We start from the raw sequence: 15,043 nt of genomic DNA on the forward strand, positions 1-15,043 counted from the left end.
CGAACGCGGGCATAACTTAAGTACATGCTTGACCATGAGCTGGACCTGGTGTTCCGCGCCCTGGGCGACCGGACGCGGCGGGGGCTGGTGGAGCGGCTCGTGCGCGGGCCGGCGTCGGTCAGTGAGCTCGCCGAGCCGCTGACCATGTCGCTCGCCGCCGTCGTGCAGCACCTGCAGGTGCTCGAATCCGCCGGGATCGTGCGGTCGGAGAAGGTCGGCCGCGTGCGGACCTGCCGGATCGAGCCGGAGATGCTGCGCGCCGGCGAGCACTGGCTGGGCGGGCAGCGCACCACGTGGGAAAGCAGGCTCGACCGGCTCGGCGACGTCCTCGCCGAGCCGCCAGGAATGTCGGAAGGGAGCACGACATGACCGTCAACCACAGCACCTTCACGCTCGAACGCACCTACCCCGTCCCGCCGTCGCGGGTGTTCGCCGCGTGGTCGGACCCGGCCGTCAAGACGCGCTGGTTCGCCCCCGACGGGACCCACGAGCTGGACTTCCGCGTCGGCGGCCGCGAGACCGTCGAGGCCGTGGGCCCGGACGGGACGCCGCTGGCGGTCCTCTCGACCTACCACGACATCGTGCCGGAGCGGCGGATCGTCTACTCCACGGCGCTGAGCGGCGGGAAGACGCTCGCCACGGTCTCGATCACCACCGTCGAGCTGGTCGGCGAAGGCGACGGCACCCGCTTGGTCCTGACCGAACAGGGCACCTTCCTCGACGGCGCCGAAGAACCGGCTTGGCGCGAGCAGGGCACCGGTGACTGGCTGGACCGGCTCGGCGAGGAGCTGAAATGACGCCCGAACTGCTCGTCGAATCACGGGTCGCAGCCGTCGCGGCGAAGGACGTCGAGACGCTGGTGGCCCAATACGCCGAGGACGTCACGCTGTTCGACGCGCTCGGCCCGCTGCGCGACACCGGCCGGGACGCCGAGCGGAACCGGCTGCGGGAGTGGTTCGGCGCGTACCGCTCCACGATCGACCTGAAGATCCGCGACCTCGAAGTCGTCGCCGACGGCGATGTCGCGTTCGCGCACTACCTGTTCCAGGTGCGGGGAACGATGACCGACGACACCGTCGTGGACATGTGGGTGCGCTCGACCGTCGGGTTCCGCCGTGGCGAGGACGGCTGGAAGATCGTCCACGAGCACAGTTCCGTGCCGCTCAAGCCGTCCGGTACCGCTGGGGACTGACGCCGAACTCGCGTTTGAAGGCCGCGCTGAGGGCGAACGCGCTGCCGTAGCCGACCTGGTGGGCGACCGCGCCGATCGTGGCGTCCGGCTGCTGGCGCAGCAGGTCCGCGGCGAGCGCGAGCCGCCAGCCGGCGAGGTAGGCCATCGGCGTCTCGCCGACCGCCGTGGCGAACCGCCGGGCCAGCGCCGCCCGGGAGACTCCGGTGTTGGACGCGAGCTTGGCGACCGTCCACGGCTCGGCCGGCTGGTGCTGCAGCAGCCGCAGCGCCTGCCCGACGACCGGGTCGTCGTGGGCGCGGTACCAGGCGGGCGCGGTGGTGTCGGGCCGGTCGAACCACGCCCGCAGCGCGGCGATCAGCAGCAGGTCGAGCAGCCGGTCGAGGACGGCCTCCTGCCCGGGCACGTCCCGGCCGATCTCGTCGGCGAGCAGCCCGACCAGCGGCGTCGGCCAGTCGGCCGCCCGCAGGACGATCAGCGTCGGCAGCGCGGCCAGGAGCTTCCTGCTGATCTCGCCTTCCATGCCGTAGGTGCCGGTGAGCAGGACGACCGGGCCGCCCGTGCCCCAGGTGCGTACGCCGAGGTCGGCGTACGCGGTGAGGTGCCCGCCGTCGGGGGTGCGGCATTCCTGGCCGGGCAGGATCAGCGCCTGCGGCGGCGTCGACGGGTGGTCGCCGACCACGTACGGATCCGGGCCGCGGGCGATCGCGACGTCGCCTTCGCCGAGCAGCACGTTCTCGCCGGCGTCCGGGACGATCCACGCTTCACCGCGCACGACCGACACGACGGTCAGCGGCGCTTCGTCTTCGATGCGCAGGGACCACGGCGGGGTCAGCACCGAGCGCAGCAGGAACGCGCCGTGCGCGCGGGGGCCGTCGAGGAGCGCGGCGAGCGGATCCATGCCGCCGAGTGTAGACGCTGGAACATGCGATCGAGGCTTTGAACTATGGAGAGTCTTACTAGCGGGCGGTTGACTCACTGCCATGACAACGAACTTCCTGGTGGTGGGCGGCACCGGCAAGACCGGGCGCCGCGTGGCGGATCGGCTGCGGGAGCGCGGTCTGCCGGTGCGGATCACGTCCCGGCGCGGGGCGCCGCCGTTCGACTGGAGCGACCGCGAGACCTGGGCGCCGGTGCTGAAGGGCATCGACGCCGTGTACCTGACCTACTACCCCGACCTGGTGGTGCCCGAGGCGGCCGCCGACATCCACGCGTTCGCCGAACTGGCCGTGGCGCAAGGGGTCCGGCACCTGGTGCTGCTCTCCGGCCGCGGCGAGGAGGAAGCCGAAGCGTGCGAACGGATCGTGGCCGATGCCGGGACCGGCTGGACGGTCCTGCGGTGCAGCTGGTTCGCGCAAAACTTCAGCGAGCACTTCCTCCTCGACGCCGTGCGCGGCGGGGAGATCGCGCTGCCGGCGGGCACGGTCACCGAGCCGTTCGTCGACGTCCGCGACATCGCCGACGTCGCGGTGAAGGTGCTGACCGAACCCGGCCACACGGGCCGGCTGTACGAGCTGACCGGGCCGCGACTGCTCGGCTTCGCCGACGCCGCCGCGGAAATTTCGGCCGCGTCGGGGCGGGATGTCCGCTATGTTCCGGTTTCCGCCGAGGAGTACGCCGCCGCGGCGGTCGAGTACGGCGTGCCGGAGGAAGAAGTCGGGGCGTTGACGGAGCTGTTCGCACGGGTGCTCGACGGCCGCAACGAGTCGGTGACCCACGACGTCGAGCGGGTGCTGGGCCGGCCGGCGACGGACTTCGCCGCCTTCGCGCGGGACGCGGCGGCGACCGGAATCTGGTCGCGGTGAAGGGGAAGGAGAGACCGATGTCCACTGTGGTGCTGGTGGCCGCGCTGGTCGCGGCCGGGCTGATCGCCGGGTTGTTCTACGCCTACGCGTGCTCGGTGATGCCGGGGCTCGCGCGCGGCGACGACAAGACGTTCGTGGAGGCGATGCGCGGGATCAACGTCGCGATCGTCAACCCGGTCTTCATGCTGACGTTCCTGGGCGCGCCGGTGCTGGCGGGCGTCGCGATCTTCCTCAACCCCGGGCCGCGGCCGTGGGTGATCGCGGGGTTCGGGTTCCTGCTGGCGATGATCGTGATCACCGCGGTGGTGAACATCCCGCTCAACAACGCGCTGGACAGCGGCGGCGACGACTACGCGGCGGTCCGGGCGGCGTTCGAGTCGATCTGGGTGCGCTGGAATGTGCTGCGGGCCGTGGTGAGCACGGCCGGGTTCGGCTGCTTGGTGGCGGCCGTGCTCACCGACCGCTGAGTCAGTCCGCGAGGCGGAAGAGCAGGTCGGTGACCCACTGGTTCGGGTCCGGGACCTCCAGGGGGTTGGTGCGCAGGACTTCCAGGCGGCCACCCCACTCCTCGCCGTCGGGGCCTTCCGTGACGTCCCAGGTGACACCCTCGCCAGCGCCCCAGGCCAGGACCTCCGCGGTCGCGGCGGCCAAGCCGTCCGGGGCGCCGACGTAGGTCTCGAGGACGTACTTCCCCGCTGGGAGGTCGCCGAGGAACGCCGGTTCGGCCGGGGCGAAGTCGCCCTCGATCGGGACGCCCGCTTCGACGGTGAACCGCATCCCGGGGTGCAGGACGCGGTACCGGAAGAACGGCGCCCCGGCCGGCACGATCCCGTGGCCGGCAAGGGTGCCGATCAGCGGCGGCAGCCGGTCGGCGATGCGCGGGAACTCCTCGATCCCGACGGTGGCGCGCTCGGCGACGTACCGCTGGGCCGGTCGGTCCACGATGGACGGCATCAGGATTCCTCCGGGACGAAGATCGGGCGGACTTCGATACTGCCGTACGTCGCGGCCGGGTGCTTGGCCGCGATCTCGAGGGCTTCGTCGAGGTCGTCGCACTCGAGGACGACGTACCCGCCGATCTGTTCCTTGGCCTCGGTGAACGGGCCGTCGGTGAGCAGGACCTCGCCGTCTCGGACGCGGATCGTCGTGGCTTCCGACGGCGGGCGCAGGCCGCCTCCGCCGTGGATCTTGCCGCGTCGGGCCAGGTCCTCGCCCCAGCCGTCGCAGCCGTCGTACTGGTGTTCCTCGGCGGTCTCGTCGCCGGCGATCATCAGCAGGTACCGCATTCAGGGTCCTTCCAGTACGTCGCGCAGGCGCGCGGCGAAGGCTTCCGGTTCGGTGGCGAACCCGCCGTGGTCGCCCGGGAACTCCACGGCCGTCAGGCCGAGGGCGGTGGCGAGCCCGAGGCCGGTCTCGTGGGCCGTCGACCCGGCGGACTTCTCGCCGACGCCGACGACCAGCCGCGCGGACGTCGCCCGGAGCGCGCCGAAGTCGGGTTCGTAGGCGCCAGTGGCGGCCATCAGGTGGGCGAAGAAGTAGGTGAAGTTGCCTTCGCCGCGCGGGTCGAGCGGGGGCGCGGGGTCGACGCCCACGAGCGCCATGAACGCGGGGAAGGCGGCGTCGAGGCCGTTCTCGCGGAACAGCGCCGGGATGTCGGGGCCGTCGAGAGCCGCGGCGGGCAGGTAACGGCTGACCGGTGGTTCGTGCAGCACGACCGTGCGGACGTCCCCGGGGTGGCGCACGACGTGGTCGAGCAGCGTGATGGCACCTCCGCTGCTGGCGAACACGTCCGCGGGCCCGACTTCGGCGAGCAGGCGGTGCACGTCGTCGGCGTGCTCGCGGATGATGTCGTCGCCCGGTTCGCCGTCGAGGGGGCTGCGGCCGAGGCCGCGCGGGTCGTAGGTGACGACGGTGCGGGTTTCGGCCAGCAGCGGCCGGATGTGGGTGAACACGGCGGCGTCGGCCGGCCCGCCGGGGACCAGCAGCAGCACCGGGCCGCTTCCGGTGACGTCGTAGGTGATCGTGGCGCCGGGGACGGCGAGGGTGGTCATGGGCTCTCCTGAGGTGGCCGGGATTCACCCGACCGACGAACGAGGTCGCCCGGGACCGACACCGCTTCGGAGATTCTTCGCGCGAGGTACGCGCGTTCAGCCTCGGTGGGCGCGAGGTCGCGGGCTTTGGCGTACCAGTCCGCGGCTTCGGCGTGGCGGCCGAGACGGCGGAGGAAGTCGGCGCGGGTGGCCGGCAGCAGGTGGTAGCCGTCCATGGTCAGCTCGTCGAGCAGCGCGAGCCCGGCGAGCGGGCCGTCGGCCATGCCGACCGCGACGGCCCGGTTGAGCTCGACGACCGTGCTCGGGACGTGCTTGCGCAGCTCGCCGTAGAGGCCGGCGATCTGGGCCCAGTCGGTGTCGGCGGGCCGGGCGGCGGTGGCGTGGCAGGCCGCGATGGCCGCCTGGATCTGGTACGGCCCGGGCCGCCGCCGGCGCAACGCCGTCTCCAGGACCCGGGTGCCTTCGGCGATGCCGGCCGCGTCCCAGCAGGTGCGGTCCTGTTCCTCGAGCGGGACGAGCTCGCCGTCGGAACCGGCGCGGGTGGCGCGGCGGGCGTGCTGCAGCAGCATCAGCGCGAGCAGGCCGAGCACCTCGGGTTCGTCGGGCATCAGGTGGGCCAGGACGCGGGCCAGCCGGACGGCTTCGGCGGCGAGGTCGGGGCGCAGCAGGTCCGGCCCGGCGCTGGCGGAGTAGCCCTCGTTGAACGTCAGGTACAGCACGCCGAGGACGGCGGCGGTGCGTTCGGGCAGCAGGTGCGCGGGCGGGACGCGGTAGGGGATGCCGGCGTGGCGGATCTTGCGCTTCACCCGCACGAGTCGTTGCGACATGGTCGCTTCGGGGACGAGGAAGGCGCGGGCGATCTCGGCGGTGGACAACCCGGCCAGGGTGCGCAGCGCGAGCGCGACCTGGGCTTCGGTGGCCAGTGCCGGGTGGCAGCAGGTGAAGATGAGCCGCAGCCGGTCGTCGGTCACGCCGCTGTCGTCGGTTTCGGGCTCGTCCGGCACGTGGGTCAAGGCGGCCTCCCGCAGCTTGGCGGCGCCGGCGGTCTCGCGGCGGAGCCGGTCGGTGGCGCGGTTGCGGGCGGCGGTGGTCAGCCAGGCGCCGGGCCGCTTCGGGACGCCGTCGCGCGGCCAGGTGCGCAGGGCGAGGGCGAACGCCTCCTGAGCGCACTCTTCGGCGAGGTCCCAGTCGCCGGTGATCCGGATGAGCGTGGCCACGACCTGGCCCCACTCCTCGCGGAACGCCTCCGCGACCGCGGTCTCGACGTCCACCGCTGCTCCTTCCGCCGGGTCACCCACCCGACGAACGGCCGGGCCCGGGACCGACAGCCGCCGCGTGACAGGCGCCGAATCCCTCGGCGCGGGCGACGATCCGGCCGGCTTCGACGCGGACGGCGGCCTCGGTGGCGTCGCTGACCGCGGTGACGCCGGCGGCCGCGGCGAGCTCGCCGGTCGCGTCGCAGACGAGCCGCAGGCGAGGCCGGGCCGGGGGCGCGATCGCCTGGTCTAGGCAGCCGCGCAGGTCGGCGACGGCGAGCCGGGCCAGCGGGGCGAGTTCGCCGGGGTCGCTGGTGACGAGGACGGCGGTGACGTCGGCGCCGGTGCGCACGGCCTCTTCGAAGGCGGCGGCGCGGTGCAGGCCGAGGATCGTGACGACGCCGTCGCCGGGCCGGAACTCCTCGCCGGTCAGCAGGTCGGTCGCCGCCGGTGGGGTCCACGGCTCGTCGGCGGGCCGGGCCTGGCTCGTGATCGGCGGGACGGCCGGCCAGTCGTCACTGAGGTCCAGGTCGAGCAGCGCGGCGCAGGCGGTGACGATGTGGAACGGCTCGCCGAAGCCGGGCGCGGCGGCGGCGAGCTGGCTCGCGCCGTGCAACGTCGTGAGGGCGGCTTCGGCGACGCGGACCAGGCGCCGTCCCGGGCGCACCCGTTCCAGGGCGAGCCCCAGCAGGATCGCGTCGACGCGCATGAGCTGCGCGAACGGCCGGCGGGTGTGCTCGTCGGTGAGGATCTCGGGCAGCAGGTCGCGGCCGAGCCGGGCGTCGCCGCTGTCGGTGTCGGTGGCCAGGGGGAGGCGCGCGACCCAGGCGCGGGCGAACGCGGCCAGGACGTCGGCCGCGCCGGCGTCCGGCGGTGGGGTGGCGAACCGGGGCGCGCGTTCGGCGAGGTCAGCCAGTACCGCGAAGTACAGGGCCCGTTTGCCCGGGAAGTTGGAGTAGACCGCGCCGCGGGTGAGCTCGGCGCGTTCGGCGATGACGTCGATCTTCGCCTCGCGGAAGCCACGTCCGGCGAACTCGTCGCGGGCGGCGGAGAGGACCTTCGCGCGGTTGCGTTCCTGGGTCTCGGTCCTGCTGAGCCTGACCATCGTCCTCCTTGCCGTGGCGTCGCGAGCCAAGATACCGTGACCACTGAGATGATTAGAACATCTGATATGAACATTTGGAGTGCTGGATGACCCCCGAGATCGACCTGACCGACTTCAAGGTCCTGACTGACCCGTTCACCGCCTACGACCAGGCCCGGGAGATGAGTGCGGTGGCCAAGCTCGTCATCCCCGGCTTCGGCCCGTTCTGGGCGCTGACCCGCTACACCCAGGCGCGCGCGATGCTGGCCGACCCGCGGTTCGAGGTCCGGGCGGAGAGCTTCATGCGCCCGCCGGGCATCCCCGAGCACTGCCTGGAGTACATGCGGACGATGGCCGAGCAGGACGGGCCCGAGCACCTGCGGCTGCGCCGGCTCGTGGCACCGGCGTTCACCCCGAAGCGCGCCGCGCAGCTACGCCCGCGGCTGGCGGTCCTCACCGAACGGCTGCTCGACGAGCTGCCCGCCCACGCCGAAGACGGCGTCGTCGACCTGATCCCGCACTTCGCGCGGCCGCTGCCGATGGACGTCATCTGCGAGATGGCCGGCATTCCCGGCGCCGACCGGCCGCGCTGGCGGGAGTACGGCGCCGCGGTCGCCAGTGGCATGGGCCCGGACTTCGCCGCCGCGATCCCCGAGATCATCGCGGGCGCGCAGGACGCGGTGGCGCGCAGCCGGGCCGAACCGGGCGACGACCTCATCGGCGACCTCGTGCGCGCCGAGGACGCCGACCGGCTCACCGACACCGAGCTGGTCACCCTGGTCTGGCACCTCGTGCTGGCCGGCCAGACGCCGGTGAACCTGATCGCCAACGCCGTCGAAGCTCTGCTGCGCCACCCGGACCAGCTCGCGGCCCTGCGCGCGGACCCGGGACGGTGGCCGGGCGCGGTCGAGGAGCTGATGCGCTTCTGCAGCCCGCAGCTGCTGACCACGCCGCGGTTCGCGCGCGAGGACGTCGAGATCGACGGGCAGCTGATCCGCGAAGGCGAGCGCGTGACGGCCGCGATGGTGGCCGCCGACCGCGACCCGCGTGCGTTCCCCGACGCCGACCGCCTCGACGTCACCCGCGAAGGGCCGGCGCAGCTGGGGTTCTCGCACGGCCCGCACTTCTGCCTGGGCGCGTCGATCGCCCGCGTCGAGACGGAGGTGGCGCTGTCGGCGTTGTTCGCCCGGTTCCCGGGCTTGTCGTTGGCCGGTGACGTGCCGCGTGCGCCGGACGGCGGGACGTGGCGGCCGGCGGAACTACGGCTGACGCTCTGAGATCAGAGTTTCGATGCCGTCCAGGACGCGGGCGAGGCCGAAGCGGAAGGTGTAGGCCGGGTCTTCCGCGGCGTTGTGGGCCTCGCCGGCGGCCTGGCCGACCCGCGAGGCCAGGGGGTAGTGCGCCGCGTCGGCGGCCGGGATGCCGGCCAGCACCGGCGCGGCGCGCTCCCACCATTGGGCGTCGGTCAGGCCGCTGGTGCGCACCAGGCGGGCGGCGTCGAGCGAGCTGCGCGCGGTCGTCCGGACCAGGCCGGTGACGAGGGTGACGGCGGCGTCCATCTCGACGTCGTCGAGCCCGATGCCTTCGACCGCACGCAGTTCGTGCTCGAACTTGGCGAAGCTGTGCGGTCCCAGCGCCGAGCGGCTGGTGGTGACCTGCAGCAGCCAGGGGTGGCGGTGGAAGAGCGCCCACTGGTCGTCGGCGATCGCCGTGAGCGCCTCGCGCCAGCCGAGACCGGGGTCGGGGACCGGCAGCTCGCCGTGGGCGTGGTCGATCATCAGGTCGAGCAGCTCGGCCCGGCCCGGCACGTAGGTGTAGAGCGACATGGGGGAGACGCCGAGCTGCTCGGCGACGCGGCGGATGGTGACGGCGTCGATCGTGTCGGCGTCGGCCAGCGCGATCGCCGTGCGGACGACGTCGGCCGTGGTCAGCTTCGGTTTCGGGCCGCGTCGCGGAGGTGCCGAGACGCCCCAGAGCAGCTCGATCGCCCGTCGCGGGTCGCCGTCGTCGTTCTCCTCCGTGCTCACGCCGCTCATTCTGCCCACCTTAATTACGTACGACGTACAGAGTTGTGTTACGCTCTACTTCGTACACAGTACAGAGTTAAGGGGGAGGATGACTCCGCAGATCCACGCCGAGGGACTTCGCAAGCGCTACGGCGACGCGTACGCCCTCGATAGCTTCACTCTCTCGGTCCCCGCCGGGTCCCTGCACGGCCTGCTCGGACCCAACGGCGCGGGCAAGACCACGGCCGTCCGCGTCCTGTCCACGCTGCTGCGCCACGACGGCGGCACCGCCCGGATCGCCGGCTTCGACGTCGCCACCGAATCGGCGAAAGTGCGCTCGGCGATCGGGCTGGTCGGCCAGCAGGCCGCGGTCGACGAACTGCTGTCCGGACGGCAGAACCTGGTGCTCTTCGGCCGGCTGCACCACCTGGGCCGGCGCGAAGCCACCCGCCGCGCCGACGACCTCCTGGAGCGGTTCGGGCTCGCCGACACCGGGAGCAAGCCGGTCTCGGCGTACTCCGGCGGCATGCGGCGACGCCTGGACCTGGCCGCGTCGCTGCTGGCGGCCCCGCGGGTGCTGTTCCTCGACGAGCCGACGACCGGCCTGGACCCGCGCGGCCGCGTCGAGGTCTGGCGGGCGGTGCGGTCCCTGGTTGCCGACGGCACGACCGTGCTGCTCACGACGCAGTACCTGGAGGAGGCCGACCGGCTCGCCGACCGGATCTCCCTGGTGGAACACGGACGCGTGATCGCCGAAGGCACGCCGGCCGAGCTGAAGGGCTCGCTGGGGGCGACCCGGATCGAGCTGGTGCTGACCGACCCGGACGTCGTCGGTGCGGCGACGGCGCTGCTGGCCCGGGTCACCGGCGCCGAGCCGGTCGCCGAGGAGCTGAAGGTGAGCGTGCCGGCCGAGCCGTCGATGCTGACCGACGTCGTGCGCGAGCTGGCGGCGACCGAGCTGTCGTTCGCCGACGTGGCGCTGCGGCACCCGACGCTCGACGAGGTCTTCTTGGAGCTGACGGGGGTGGCGCGATGAGATGGGCGCTCGAAGACGGCTGGACGCTGACCCAGCGCTACCTCGCCCACCTGGCGCGGCGGCCGGCCCGGCTGGCCACCGTGGTGGCGTTCCCGATCTTGATGGTGCTGATCTTCGCGTACCTGCTCGGCGGCGGGATGACCGTGCCCGGCGGCGGCTCCTACCGCGAGTTCCTGATGCCGGGGATGTTCGCGATGACCATGGCGTTCGGGCTGTCGGGGACGATGATCGCGGTGCTGGACGACGCCACCAAGGGCGTCACCGACCGGTTCCGGTCCCTGCCGATGGCGCCGTCGGCGGTGCTCACCGGCCGGGTGGCCGCGGACCTGGCGAACGCGGTCCTCGCGCTGGCCGTGCTGCTGGGCTGCGGGTTCGCCGTCGGCTGGCAGCCCCACGGCAGCCTGCCCGAGACCGTCGCCGCGTTCGGGCTGCTGCTCCTGCTGCGCACGGCGCTGGTGTGGGCCGGGATCTACCTGGGCCTGCTGACGACCGACCCGTCGATGGTGACGCTCGCGCAGACGCTGGAGTTCCCGTTCGGGTTCCTCTCCAGCGCGTTCGTGGCGACCGCGACGATGCCGGCGTGGCTGGGAACCGTGGCGGAGTGGAACCCGTTGTCCTCCACGGTGACGGCGGCGCGGGTGCTGTTCGGCAACCCGGGCGCGGCCGGGACGTCCTGGGTGAGTGCGCACTCCGTGCTGATGGCCGTGGTGTGGCCGCTGGTGCTGCTCGCGGTGTTCGTGCCGTTGTCCGTGCGCCGATACGGGAGGCTGGGGAACTGAACGCCGACTTCGAACCGGGGGAACCCCCACGCGCGGGACGGCTGGTGCTCGACGGGCGCCGGCTGTCCCTTGTGGACGGATTGCCGGAGCTGCTGACCGCCACCGACGACGACCCGTCCGTGCTGTTCTGGGCGACCGCGTCGAAGGCCGCACTGCGGCTCGTCGCGGCCGGCCGGCTGCTGCCCGGCGTCACCGAGGCCGGCCACGACGCCTGGCGCGTCGGACCGCTCGAACCCGCCGAAGCCGCGTGGCTGCGGGACTTGGCGGCCGCGATGCCGGTGGACGAGCGGGCGCCGGGGCCGCTGCTGCGGGCGTTCCTCGACGCCGTCGCCGACACGCTGCCCCGCACCCCCGCCGCGGCCAAAGCGGCCGGGACGCGGTTGTTCGCCGCCGTAGCGCCGCAGCGCGCGGACGCCCTGCGCGACTGGGCCGACGAACTCGCCGCCGGCCTCGACTCGGGCATCCGGGTGTCGCTGCGGGTCGAGGCACCCGACGGCTTCGACACCGGCCGCTTCCACGCCGTCGTGCAGGTGCACAGCCTCGCCGACCCCGGTCAGGTCGCCGACGCGGCGGAGCTGTGGGAGGCCGGCCGGTTCGGGCCGCGGGCGCGCATCGACGTCGTGCTGGCGCTGCGGCGCGGCGCGCAGGTCTGGCCGGCGCTGAGCCCGCTGCTCACCTCGGCCGTGCCCGACGAGCTGGCACTGGGCGAGGACGACGTGACCGAGCTGGTCGCGGCCGCGGCGCCACGGCTCACGGCCGTGGGCATCGACGTGCACTGGCCGGCCGAGCTGGCGGGGTCGCTGACCGCGCGGGCCGTGGTGACCGCCGGCGACGCGCCGGGTGACCTGCCGTCGTTCTTCGGCGGCGGGCGGGCGCTGGAGTCCGACTGGCAGCTCGCCCTGGGCGGCGAGGTGCTGACGGAGGCGGAGCTGGACGCGCTGGCCGAGGCCCGCCGTCCGGTGGCGCGGCTGCGCGACCGCTGGGTGCTGGTCGACCCGGCGCTGGCGGCGAAGGCGCGCGAGCGGACGCTGAAGCCGCTCACCCCGGTCGACGCGCTGGGTGCGGTGCTGACCGGGACCACCGAGGTCGACGGCGAGCCGGTCGAGGTCGTCACCGAGGGCTGGCTCGCGCGGCTGAAGGAACGGCTGTCCGCACCGCCGGAACCCCAGGCGCCGCCGGCCGGGCTGGCCGCGACGCTGCGGGACTACCAGCTGCGCGGGCTGCAGTGGCTGGCCACCGTTACCGGCCTCGGCCTCGGTGGCTGTCTCGCCGACGACATGGGTCTCGGCAAGACGATCACGCTCATCGCGCTGCACCTGCACCGCGCGTCCGGGCCGACGCTGGTGGTCTGCCCGGCGTCGCTGCTGGGCAACTGGGAGCGCGAGATCCGCCGGTTCGCCCCGGGCGTGCCGGTGCGGCGCTTCCACGGCGGCGCGCGCTCGCTCGAGGAGCTCGACGGGTTCGTGCTCACCACCTACGGCACGCTGCGCGCCGATCCGGCACCGCTGGCCGAGGTGCGCTGGGGGCTGCTGGTCGCCGACGAGGCCCAGCACGTCAAGAACCACCGGTCGGGCACCGCCAAGGCGCTGCGGCTGGTACCCGCGGCCGCGCGGGTGGCGCTGACCGGCACGCCGGTGGAGAACACGCTCTCGGAGCTGTGGGCGATCCTCGACTGGTCGGCGCCGGGCCTGCTGGGTTCGCTGAGCGAGTTCCGGACGCGGTGGGCGAAACCGATCGAGGCCGGGGACCCCGCCGCGGCCGAGCGGCTGTCGCGGTTGCTGCGGCCGTTCCTGTTGCGGCGCCGCAAGTCCGACCCGGGGATCGCGCCGGAGCTGCCGGCGAAGACCGAGACCGACCGGCCGGTGGCGCTGAGCCCGGAGCAGGCGGCCCTGTACGAGGCGGTCGTGCGGGAGATGATGGCCGACATCGCCGCGAGCGACGGGATCGCGCGCCGCGGCCGGATCGTGAAGCTGCTGACCGCGCTCAAGCAGATCTGCAACCACCCGGCGCACTACCTGAAAGAGCCCGGTGGCCGTTCGGGGAAGCTGGAGCTGCTCGACGAGCTGCTGGACACGATCCTCGCCGAGGGTGGCGCGGTGCTGGTGTTCACCCAGTACGTCGCCATGGCCCGGCTGCTGGAGCAGCACCTGGCCGCGCGGGGCGTCGGCACACTGCTGCTGCACGGTGGCACTCCGGTGCCCCGCCGCGAGGAAATGGTCGAGCGGTTCCAGGCCGGCGAAGTTCCGGTGTTCCTGTTGTCCCTCAAGGCGGCGGGTACCGGGCTGAACCTCACGCGCGCCGACCACGTCGTGCACTTCGACCGCTGGTGGAACCCGGCGGTGGAGGACCAGGCGACCGACCGGGCGTACCGGATCGGGCAGACCCGGCCGGTGCAGGTGCACCGGCTCGTCGCCGAAGGCACGGTCGAAGACCGGATCGCGGCGATGCTGCGGGAGAAGCGGGCCCTGGCCGACGCGGTGCTGGCCGGTGGCGAGGCGGCGTTGACCGAACTGACCGACACCGAGCTCGCGGAGCTCGTCGAGCTCAGGAGCCGCGGATGAGCGACGAAGCGGTGCGCGGTTTCCCCGCGTTCGGAGCCGCCGGGGCGCGGGGACGCTTCGCGAAGTCGTGGTGGGGCCGGGCGTGGCTGAGCGCGATGGAGGACACCGCGCTCGATCTGCGGCAGCTCAAGGCCGGCCGCCGGTACGCCGCGGCCGGACTGGTCGGGCCGATCACGGTGAGCCCGGGCCGGATCGCGGCGGCGGTGGACGACGTCGACGGCGGCCCGTTCCACACGGAGCTGCGACTGGCGGAGCTGTCCGAAGTGGACTGGACGCGCTTCCTCGACCGGGTCGCCTCACGCGCGGGGCATCTGGCGGCGCTGCTGGACCGGGACATGCCGCCGGACCTGGTGGCGGCGGCCGACGACGCCGGCGTCCACCTGCTGCCGGGGATCGGCGACCTGGATCCGGAGTGCGACTGCGCGGGCTGGGAGCTGCCGTGCCGGCACGCGGCGGCGTTGTCGTTCCAGGCGTCGTGGCTGCTGGACGCGGACCCGTTCGTGCTGTTGCTGATGCGCGGCAAGGGTGAACGGGAGATCCGGGCGGAGCTGGAGAGCCGCACAGCGCCCCGGGAGGACCTCCTCGTCGAGGACCGGACGCCGGGTGAGCTGCCGGATCCGGCGGAGTTCCGGCCGTCGGGGGCGCCGTCGATCCCGGCCGCGCCCGGGGTGCCCGCGGCGGCTTTCGCCCTGCTGGCGGCGAACGCGTCGGCGCAGGCACGGGCGCTGCTGGCGGGCGAGCCGTGGCCGGGACGGCGGCCCGACACGGTCCGGCTGGCCGCGGAGTTCCCCGCGACGGCGTCGCGGCTGGGTGAAGGGGCGGAGTTCGACCGGGCGGTGGCGGCGTGGACGCACGGCGGGCGCGCGGGCCTGGAGGTGCTCGACTCGCCGTGGACACCGCCGAAGGCGGCGCTGGCGGCCGCGCGGGCCGCGCTCGCCGACGTCACCGACGAGGCGCCGGTGTTCGACCGCAACCGGTGCACGGCCGGGGAGGTGCAGGTGCGGCTCGACCGCCGGGGCCGGTGGCACCCGTACCGGCGCGAGGGCGGCGAGTGGTGGCCCGCGGGCCCGCCGGAGTCCGATCCGGGCCTGCTGCTCGGCTGAGGGTTCTTAACGCGGATAACCCGCGCCTCGCCAGGGATTTTCGTGGGGACCGTGCGGTATCCAGCGCGGTCTCCGGTGTCTCCTGTCCGCGACGGCGGGGTTTCCCCGCCGGGACCCACTGGGGGTGCGGGCGCGCGGTGCCGATTCACCCGCGCGCCCGCCCGGTTTCTTCC

At 73.6% G+C, this 15,043-nt stretch carries 17 protein-coding genes; 10 read left to right on the forward strand and 7 right to left on the reverse strand.

The genetic code is table 11. From position 1 onward, the window contains the following. Nucleotides 1-24: 24 nt before the first annotated feature. The 3 genes from ACZ7OU_RS31925 to ACZ7OU_RS31935 are packed head-to-tail and all read left to right on the forward strand — an operon-like array spanning nucleotide 25 to nucleotide 1,192. A complete protein-coding gene (locus ACZ7OU_RS31925; protein ID WP_470244150.1) occupies nucleotides 25-369 on the forward strand; it encodes an ArsR/SmtB family transcription factor in 345 nt (114 codons plus the stop codon). Continuing rightward, nucleotides 366-797 (forward strand): SRPBCC family protein, encoded by a 432-nt coding sequence (locus ACZ7OU_RS31930; protein WP_470244151.1) that lies wholly within the window; start codon nucleotides 366-368, stop codon nucleotides 795-797. The genes ACZ7OU_RS31925 and ACZ7OU_RS31930 overlap by 4 nt, the downstream gene beginning before the upstream one ends. After that, nucleotides 794-1,192, forward strand: a complete 399-nt coding sequence (locus ACZ7OU_RS31935) for a YybH family protein (RefSeq protein ID WP_470244152.1) — start codon at nucleotides 794-796, stop codon at nucleotides 1,190-1,192. The genes ACZ7OU_RS31930 and ACZ7OU_RS31935 overlap by 4 nt, the downstream gene beginning before the upstream one ends. On the opposite strand, the gene ACZ7OU_RS31940 is transcribed toward ACZ7OU_RS31935, so the two are convergent. Then, a complete protein-coding gene (locus ACZ7OU_RS31940) occupies nucleotides 1,164-2,090 on the reverse strand; it encodes an AraC family transcriptional regulator (protein WP_470258059.1) in 927 nt (308 codons plus the stop codon). The genes ACZ7OU_RS31935 and ACZ7OU_RS31940 overlap by 29 nt on opposite strands. Before the next feature lie 82 nt (nucleotides 2,091-2,172). On the opposite strand from ACZ7OU_RS31940, the gene ACZ7OU_RS31945 reads away from it, so the two are divergent. Next, the gene (locus ACZ7OU_RS31945; RefSeq protein ID WP_470258060.1) at nucleotides 2,173-2,994 is read left to right on the forward strand and encodes an NAD(P)H-binding protein; all 822 of its coding nucleotides are present in this window, start codon (nucleotides 2,173-2,175) and stop codon (nucleotides 2,992-2,994) included. A gap of 17 nt (nucleotides 2,995-3,011) precedes the next feature. Beyond that, nucleotides 3,012-3,461 (forward strand): anthrone oxygenase family protein, encoded by a 450-nt coding sequence (locus ACZ7OU_RS31950; RefSeq protein ID WP_470258061.1) that lies wholly within the window; start codon nucleotides 3,012-3,014, stop codon nucleotides 3,459-3,461. 1 nt (nucleotide 3,462) lies between these two features. On the opposite strand, the gene ACZ7OU_RS31955 is transcribed toward ACZ7OU_RS31950, so the two are convergent. From ACZ7OU_RS31955 to ACZ7OU_RS31975, 5 genes are read right to left on the reverse strand one after another with little or no spacing between them, the layout of a single operon-like run. Then, a complete protein-coding gene (locus tag ACZ7OU_RS31955; protein ID WP_470258062.1) occupies nucleotides 3,463-3,948 on the reverse strand; it encodes a GyrI-like domain-containing protein in 486 nt (161 codons plus the stop codon). Continuing rightward, a complete protein-coding gene (locus ACZ7OU_RS31960) occupies nucleotides 3,948-4,280 on the reverse strand; it encodes a YciI family protein (protein ID WP_470258063.1) in 333 nt (110 codons plus the stop codon). Before ACZ7OU_RS31960 ends, ACZ7OU_RS31955 begins: the two co-directional genes overlap by 1 nt. Beyond that, on the reverse strand, nucleotides 4,281-5,045 hold the full coding sequence (locus tag ACZ7OU_RS31965; protein ID WP_470258064.1) for an alpha/beta fold hydrolase: 765 nt from the start codon (nucleotides 5,043-5,045) through the stop codon (nucleotides 4,281-4,283). Next, nucleotides 5,042-6,316 carry an RNA polymerase sigma factor gene (locus ACZ7OU_RS31970; RefSeq protein ID WP_470258065.1) on the reverse strand — a complete coding sequence of 425 codons (1,275 nt, stop codon included), beginning with the start codon at nucleotides 6,314-6,316 and terminating at the stop codon, nucleotides 5,042-5,044. The genes ACZ7OU_RS31965 and ACZ7OU_RS31970 overlap by 4 nt, the downstream gene beginning before the upstream one ends. A 19-nt stretch (nucleotides 6,317-6,335) precedes the next feature. Further along, complete coding sequence (locus ACZ7OU_RS31975) at nucleotides 6,336-7,406, reverse strand: TetR/AcrR family transcriptional regulator (RefSeq protein WP_470258066.1); 1,071 nt, start codon at nucleotides 7,404-7,406, stop codon at nucleotides 6,336-6,338. Nucleotides 7,407-7,492: 86 nt separating this feature from the next. On the opposite strand from ACZ7OU_RS31975, the gene ACZ7OU_RS31980 reads away from it, so the two are divergent. Then, nucleotides 7,493-8,662, forward strand: a complete 1,170-nt coding sequence (locus tag ACZ7OU_RS31980) for a cytochrome P450 family protein (protein WP_470258067.1) — start codon at nucleotides 7,493-7,495, stop codon at nucleotides 8,660-8,662. On the opposite strand, the gene ACZ7OU_RS31985 is transcribed toward ACZ7OU_RS31980, so the two are convergent. Further along, entirely contained in the window at nucleotides 8,645-9,421 is a 777-nt protein-coding gene (locus tag ACZ7OU_RS31985; RefSeq protein WP_470244162.1) for a TetR/AcrR family transcriptional regulator, read from the reverse strand. The genes ACZ7OU_RS31980 and ACZ7OU_RS31985 overlap by 18 nt on opposite strands. 79 nt (nucleotides 9,422-9,500) lie before the next feature. Here ACZ7OU_RS31985 and ACZ7OU_RS31990 point away from each other — a divergent pair, with 79 nt between their 5' ends. Genes ACZ7OU_RS31990 through ACZ7OU_RS32005 form a run of 4 tightly spaced genes read left to right on the forward strand, consistent with a single transcriptional unit; the run spans nucleotide 9,501 to nucleotide 14,870 of the window. Beyond that, nucleotides 9,501-10,427 carry an ATP-binding cassette domain-containing protein gene (locus tag ACZ7OU_RS31990; protein WP_470258068.1) on the forward strand — a complete coding sequence of 309 codons (927 nt, stop codon included), beginning with the start codon at nucleotides 9,501-9,503 and terminating at the stop codon, nucleotides 10,425-10,427. Then, nucleotides 10,424-11,206, forward strand: coding sequence for an ABC transporter permease (locus ACZ7OU_RS31995; RefSeq protein ID WP_470258069.1), 783 nt, complete (start codon nucleotides 10,424-10,426; stop codon nucleotides 11,204-11,206). The genes ACZ7OU_RS31990 and ACZ7OU_RS31995 overlap by 4 nt, the downstream gene beginning before the upstream one ends. A gap of 44 nt (nucleotides 11,207-11,250) precedes the next feature. Continuing rightward, the gene (locus ACZ7OU_RS32000) at nucleotides 11,251-13,767 is read left to right on the forward strand and encodes a DEAD/DEAH box helicase (RefSeq protein ID WP_470258070.1); all 2,517 of its coding nucleotides are present in this window, start codon (nucleotides 11,251-11,253) and stop codon (nucleotides 13,765-13,767) included. After that, on the forward strand, nucleotides 13,764-14,870 hold the full coding sequence (locus tag ACZ7OU_RS32005) for an SWIM zinc finger family protein (RefSeq protein WP_470244166.1): 1,107 nt from the start codon (nucleotides 13,764-13,766) through the stop codon (nucleotides 14,868-14,870). Before ACZ7OU_RS32000 ends, ACZ7OU_RS32005 begins: the two co-directional genes overlap by 4 nt. Nucleotides 14,871-15,043 lie beyond the last annotated feature (173 nt).

This window comes from Amycolatopsis sp. NPDC114505 (assembly GCF_055633615.1).

Excerpts from the sequence above, each read along its gene's own strand:
- ACZ7OU_RS31925 (WP_470244150.1), top strand. The coding sequence starts at position 25 with ATGCTTGACCATGAGCTGGACCTGGTGTTCCGCGCCCTGGGCGACCGG.
- ACZ7OU_RS31930 (WP_470244151.1), top strand. The coding sequence starts at position 366 with ATGACCGTCAACCACAGCACCTTCACGCTCGAACGCACCTACCCCGTC.
- ACZ7OU_RS31935 (WP_470244152.1), top strand. The coding sequence starts at position 794 with ATGACGCCCGAACTGCTCGTCGAATCACGGGTCGCAGCCGTCGCGGCG.
- ACZ7OU_RS31940 (WP_470258059.1), bottom strand. The coding sequence starts at position 2,090 with ATGGATCCGCTCGCCGCGCTCCTCGACGGCCCCCGCGCGCACGGCGCG.
- ACZ7OU_RS31945 (WP_470258060.1), top strand. The coding sequence starts at position 2,173 with ATGACAACGAACTTCCTGGTGGTGGGCGGCACCGGCAAGACCGGGCGC.
- ACZ7OU_RS31950 (WP_470258061.1), top strand. The coding sequence starts at position 3,012 with ATGTCCACTGTGGTGCTGGTGGCCGCGCTGGTCGCGGCCGGGCTGATC.
- ACZ7OU_RS31955 (WP_470258062.1), bottom strand. The coding sequence starts at position 3,948 with ATGCCGTCCATCGTGGACCGACCGGCCCAGCGGTACGTCGCCGAGCGC.
- ACZ7OU_RS31960 (WP_470258063.1), bottom strand. The coding sequence starts at position 4,280 with ATGCGGTACCTGCTGATGATCGCCGGCGACGAGACCGCCGAGGAACAC.
- ACZ7OU_RS31965 (WP_470258064.1), bottom strand. The coding sequence starts at position 5,045 with ATGACCACCCTCGCCGTCCCCGGCGCCACGATCACCTACGACGTCACC.
- ACZ7OU_RS31975 (WP_470258066.1), bottom strand. The coding sequence starts at position 7,406 with ATGGTCAGGCTCAGCAGGACCGAGACCCAGGAACGCAACCGCGCGAAG.
- ACZ7OU_RS31980 (WP_470258067.1), top strand. The coding sequence starts at position 7,493 with ATGACCCCCGAGATCGACCTGACCGACTTCAAGGTCCTGACTGACCCG.
- ACZ7OU_RS31985 (WP_470244162.1), bottom strand. The coding sequence starts at position 9,421 with ATGAGCGGCGTGAGCACGGAGGAGAACGACGACGGCGACCCGCGACGG.
- ACZ7OU_RS31990 (WP_470258068.1), top strand. The coding sequence starts at position 9,501 with ATGACTCCGCAGATCCACGCCGAGGGACTTCGCAAGCGCTACGGCGAC.
- ACZ7OU_RS31995 (WP_470258069.1), top strand. The coding sequence starts at position 10,424 with ATGAGATGGGCGCTCGAAGACGGCTGGACGCTGACCCAGCGCTACCTC.
- ACZ7OU_RS32005 (WP_470244166.1), top strand. The coding sequence starts at position 13,764 with ATGAGCGACGAAGCGGTGCGCGGTTTCCCCGCGTTCGGAGCCGCCGGG.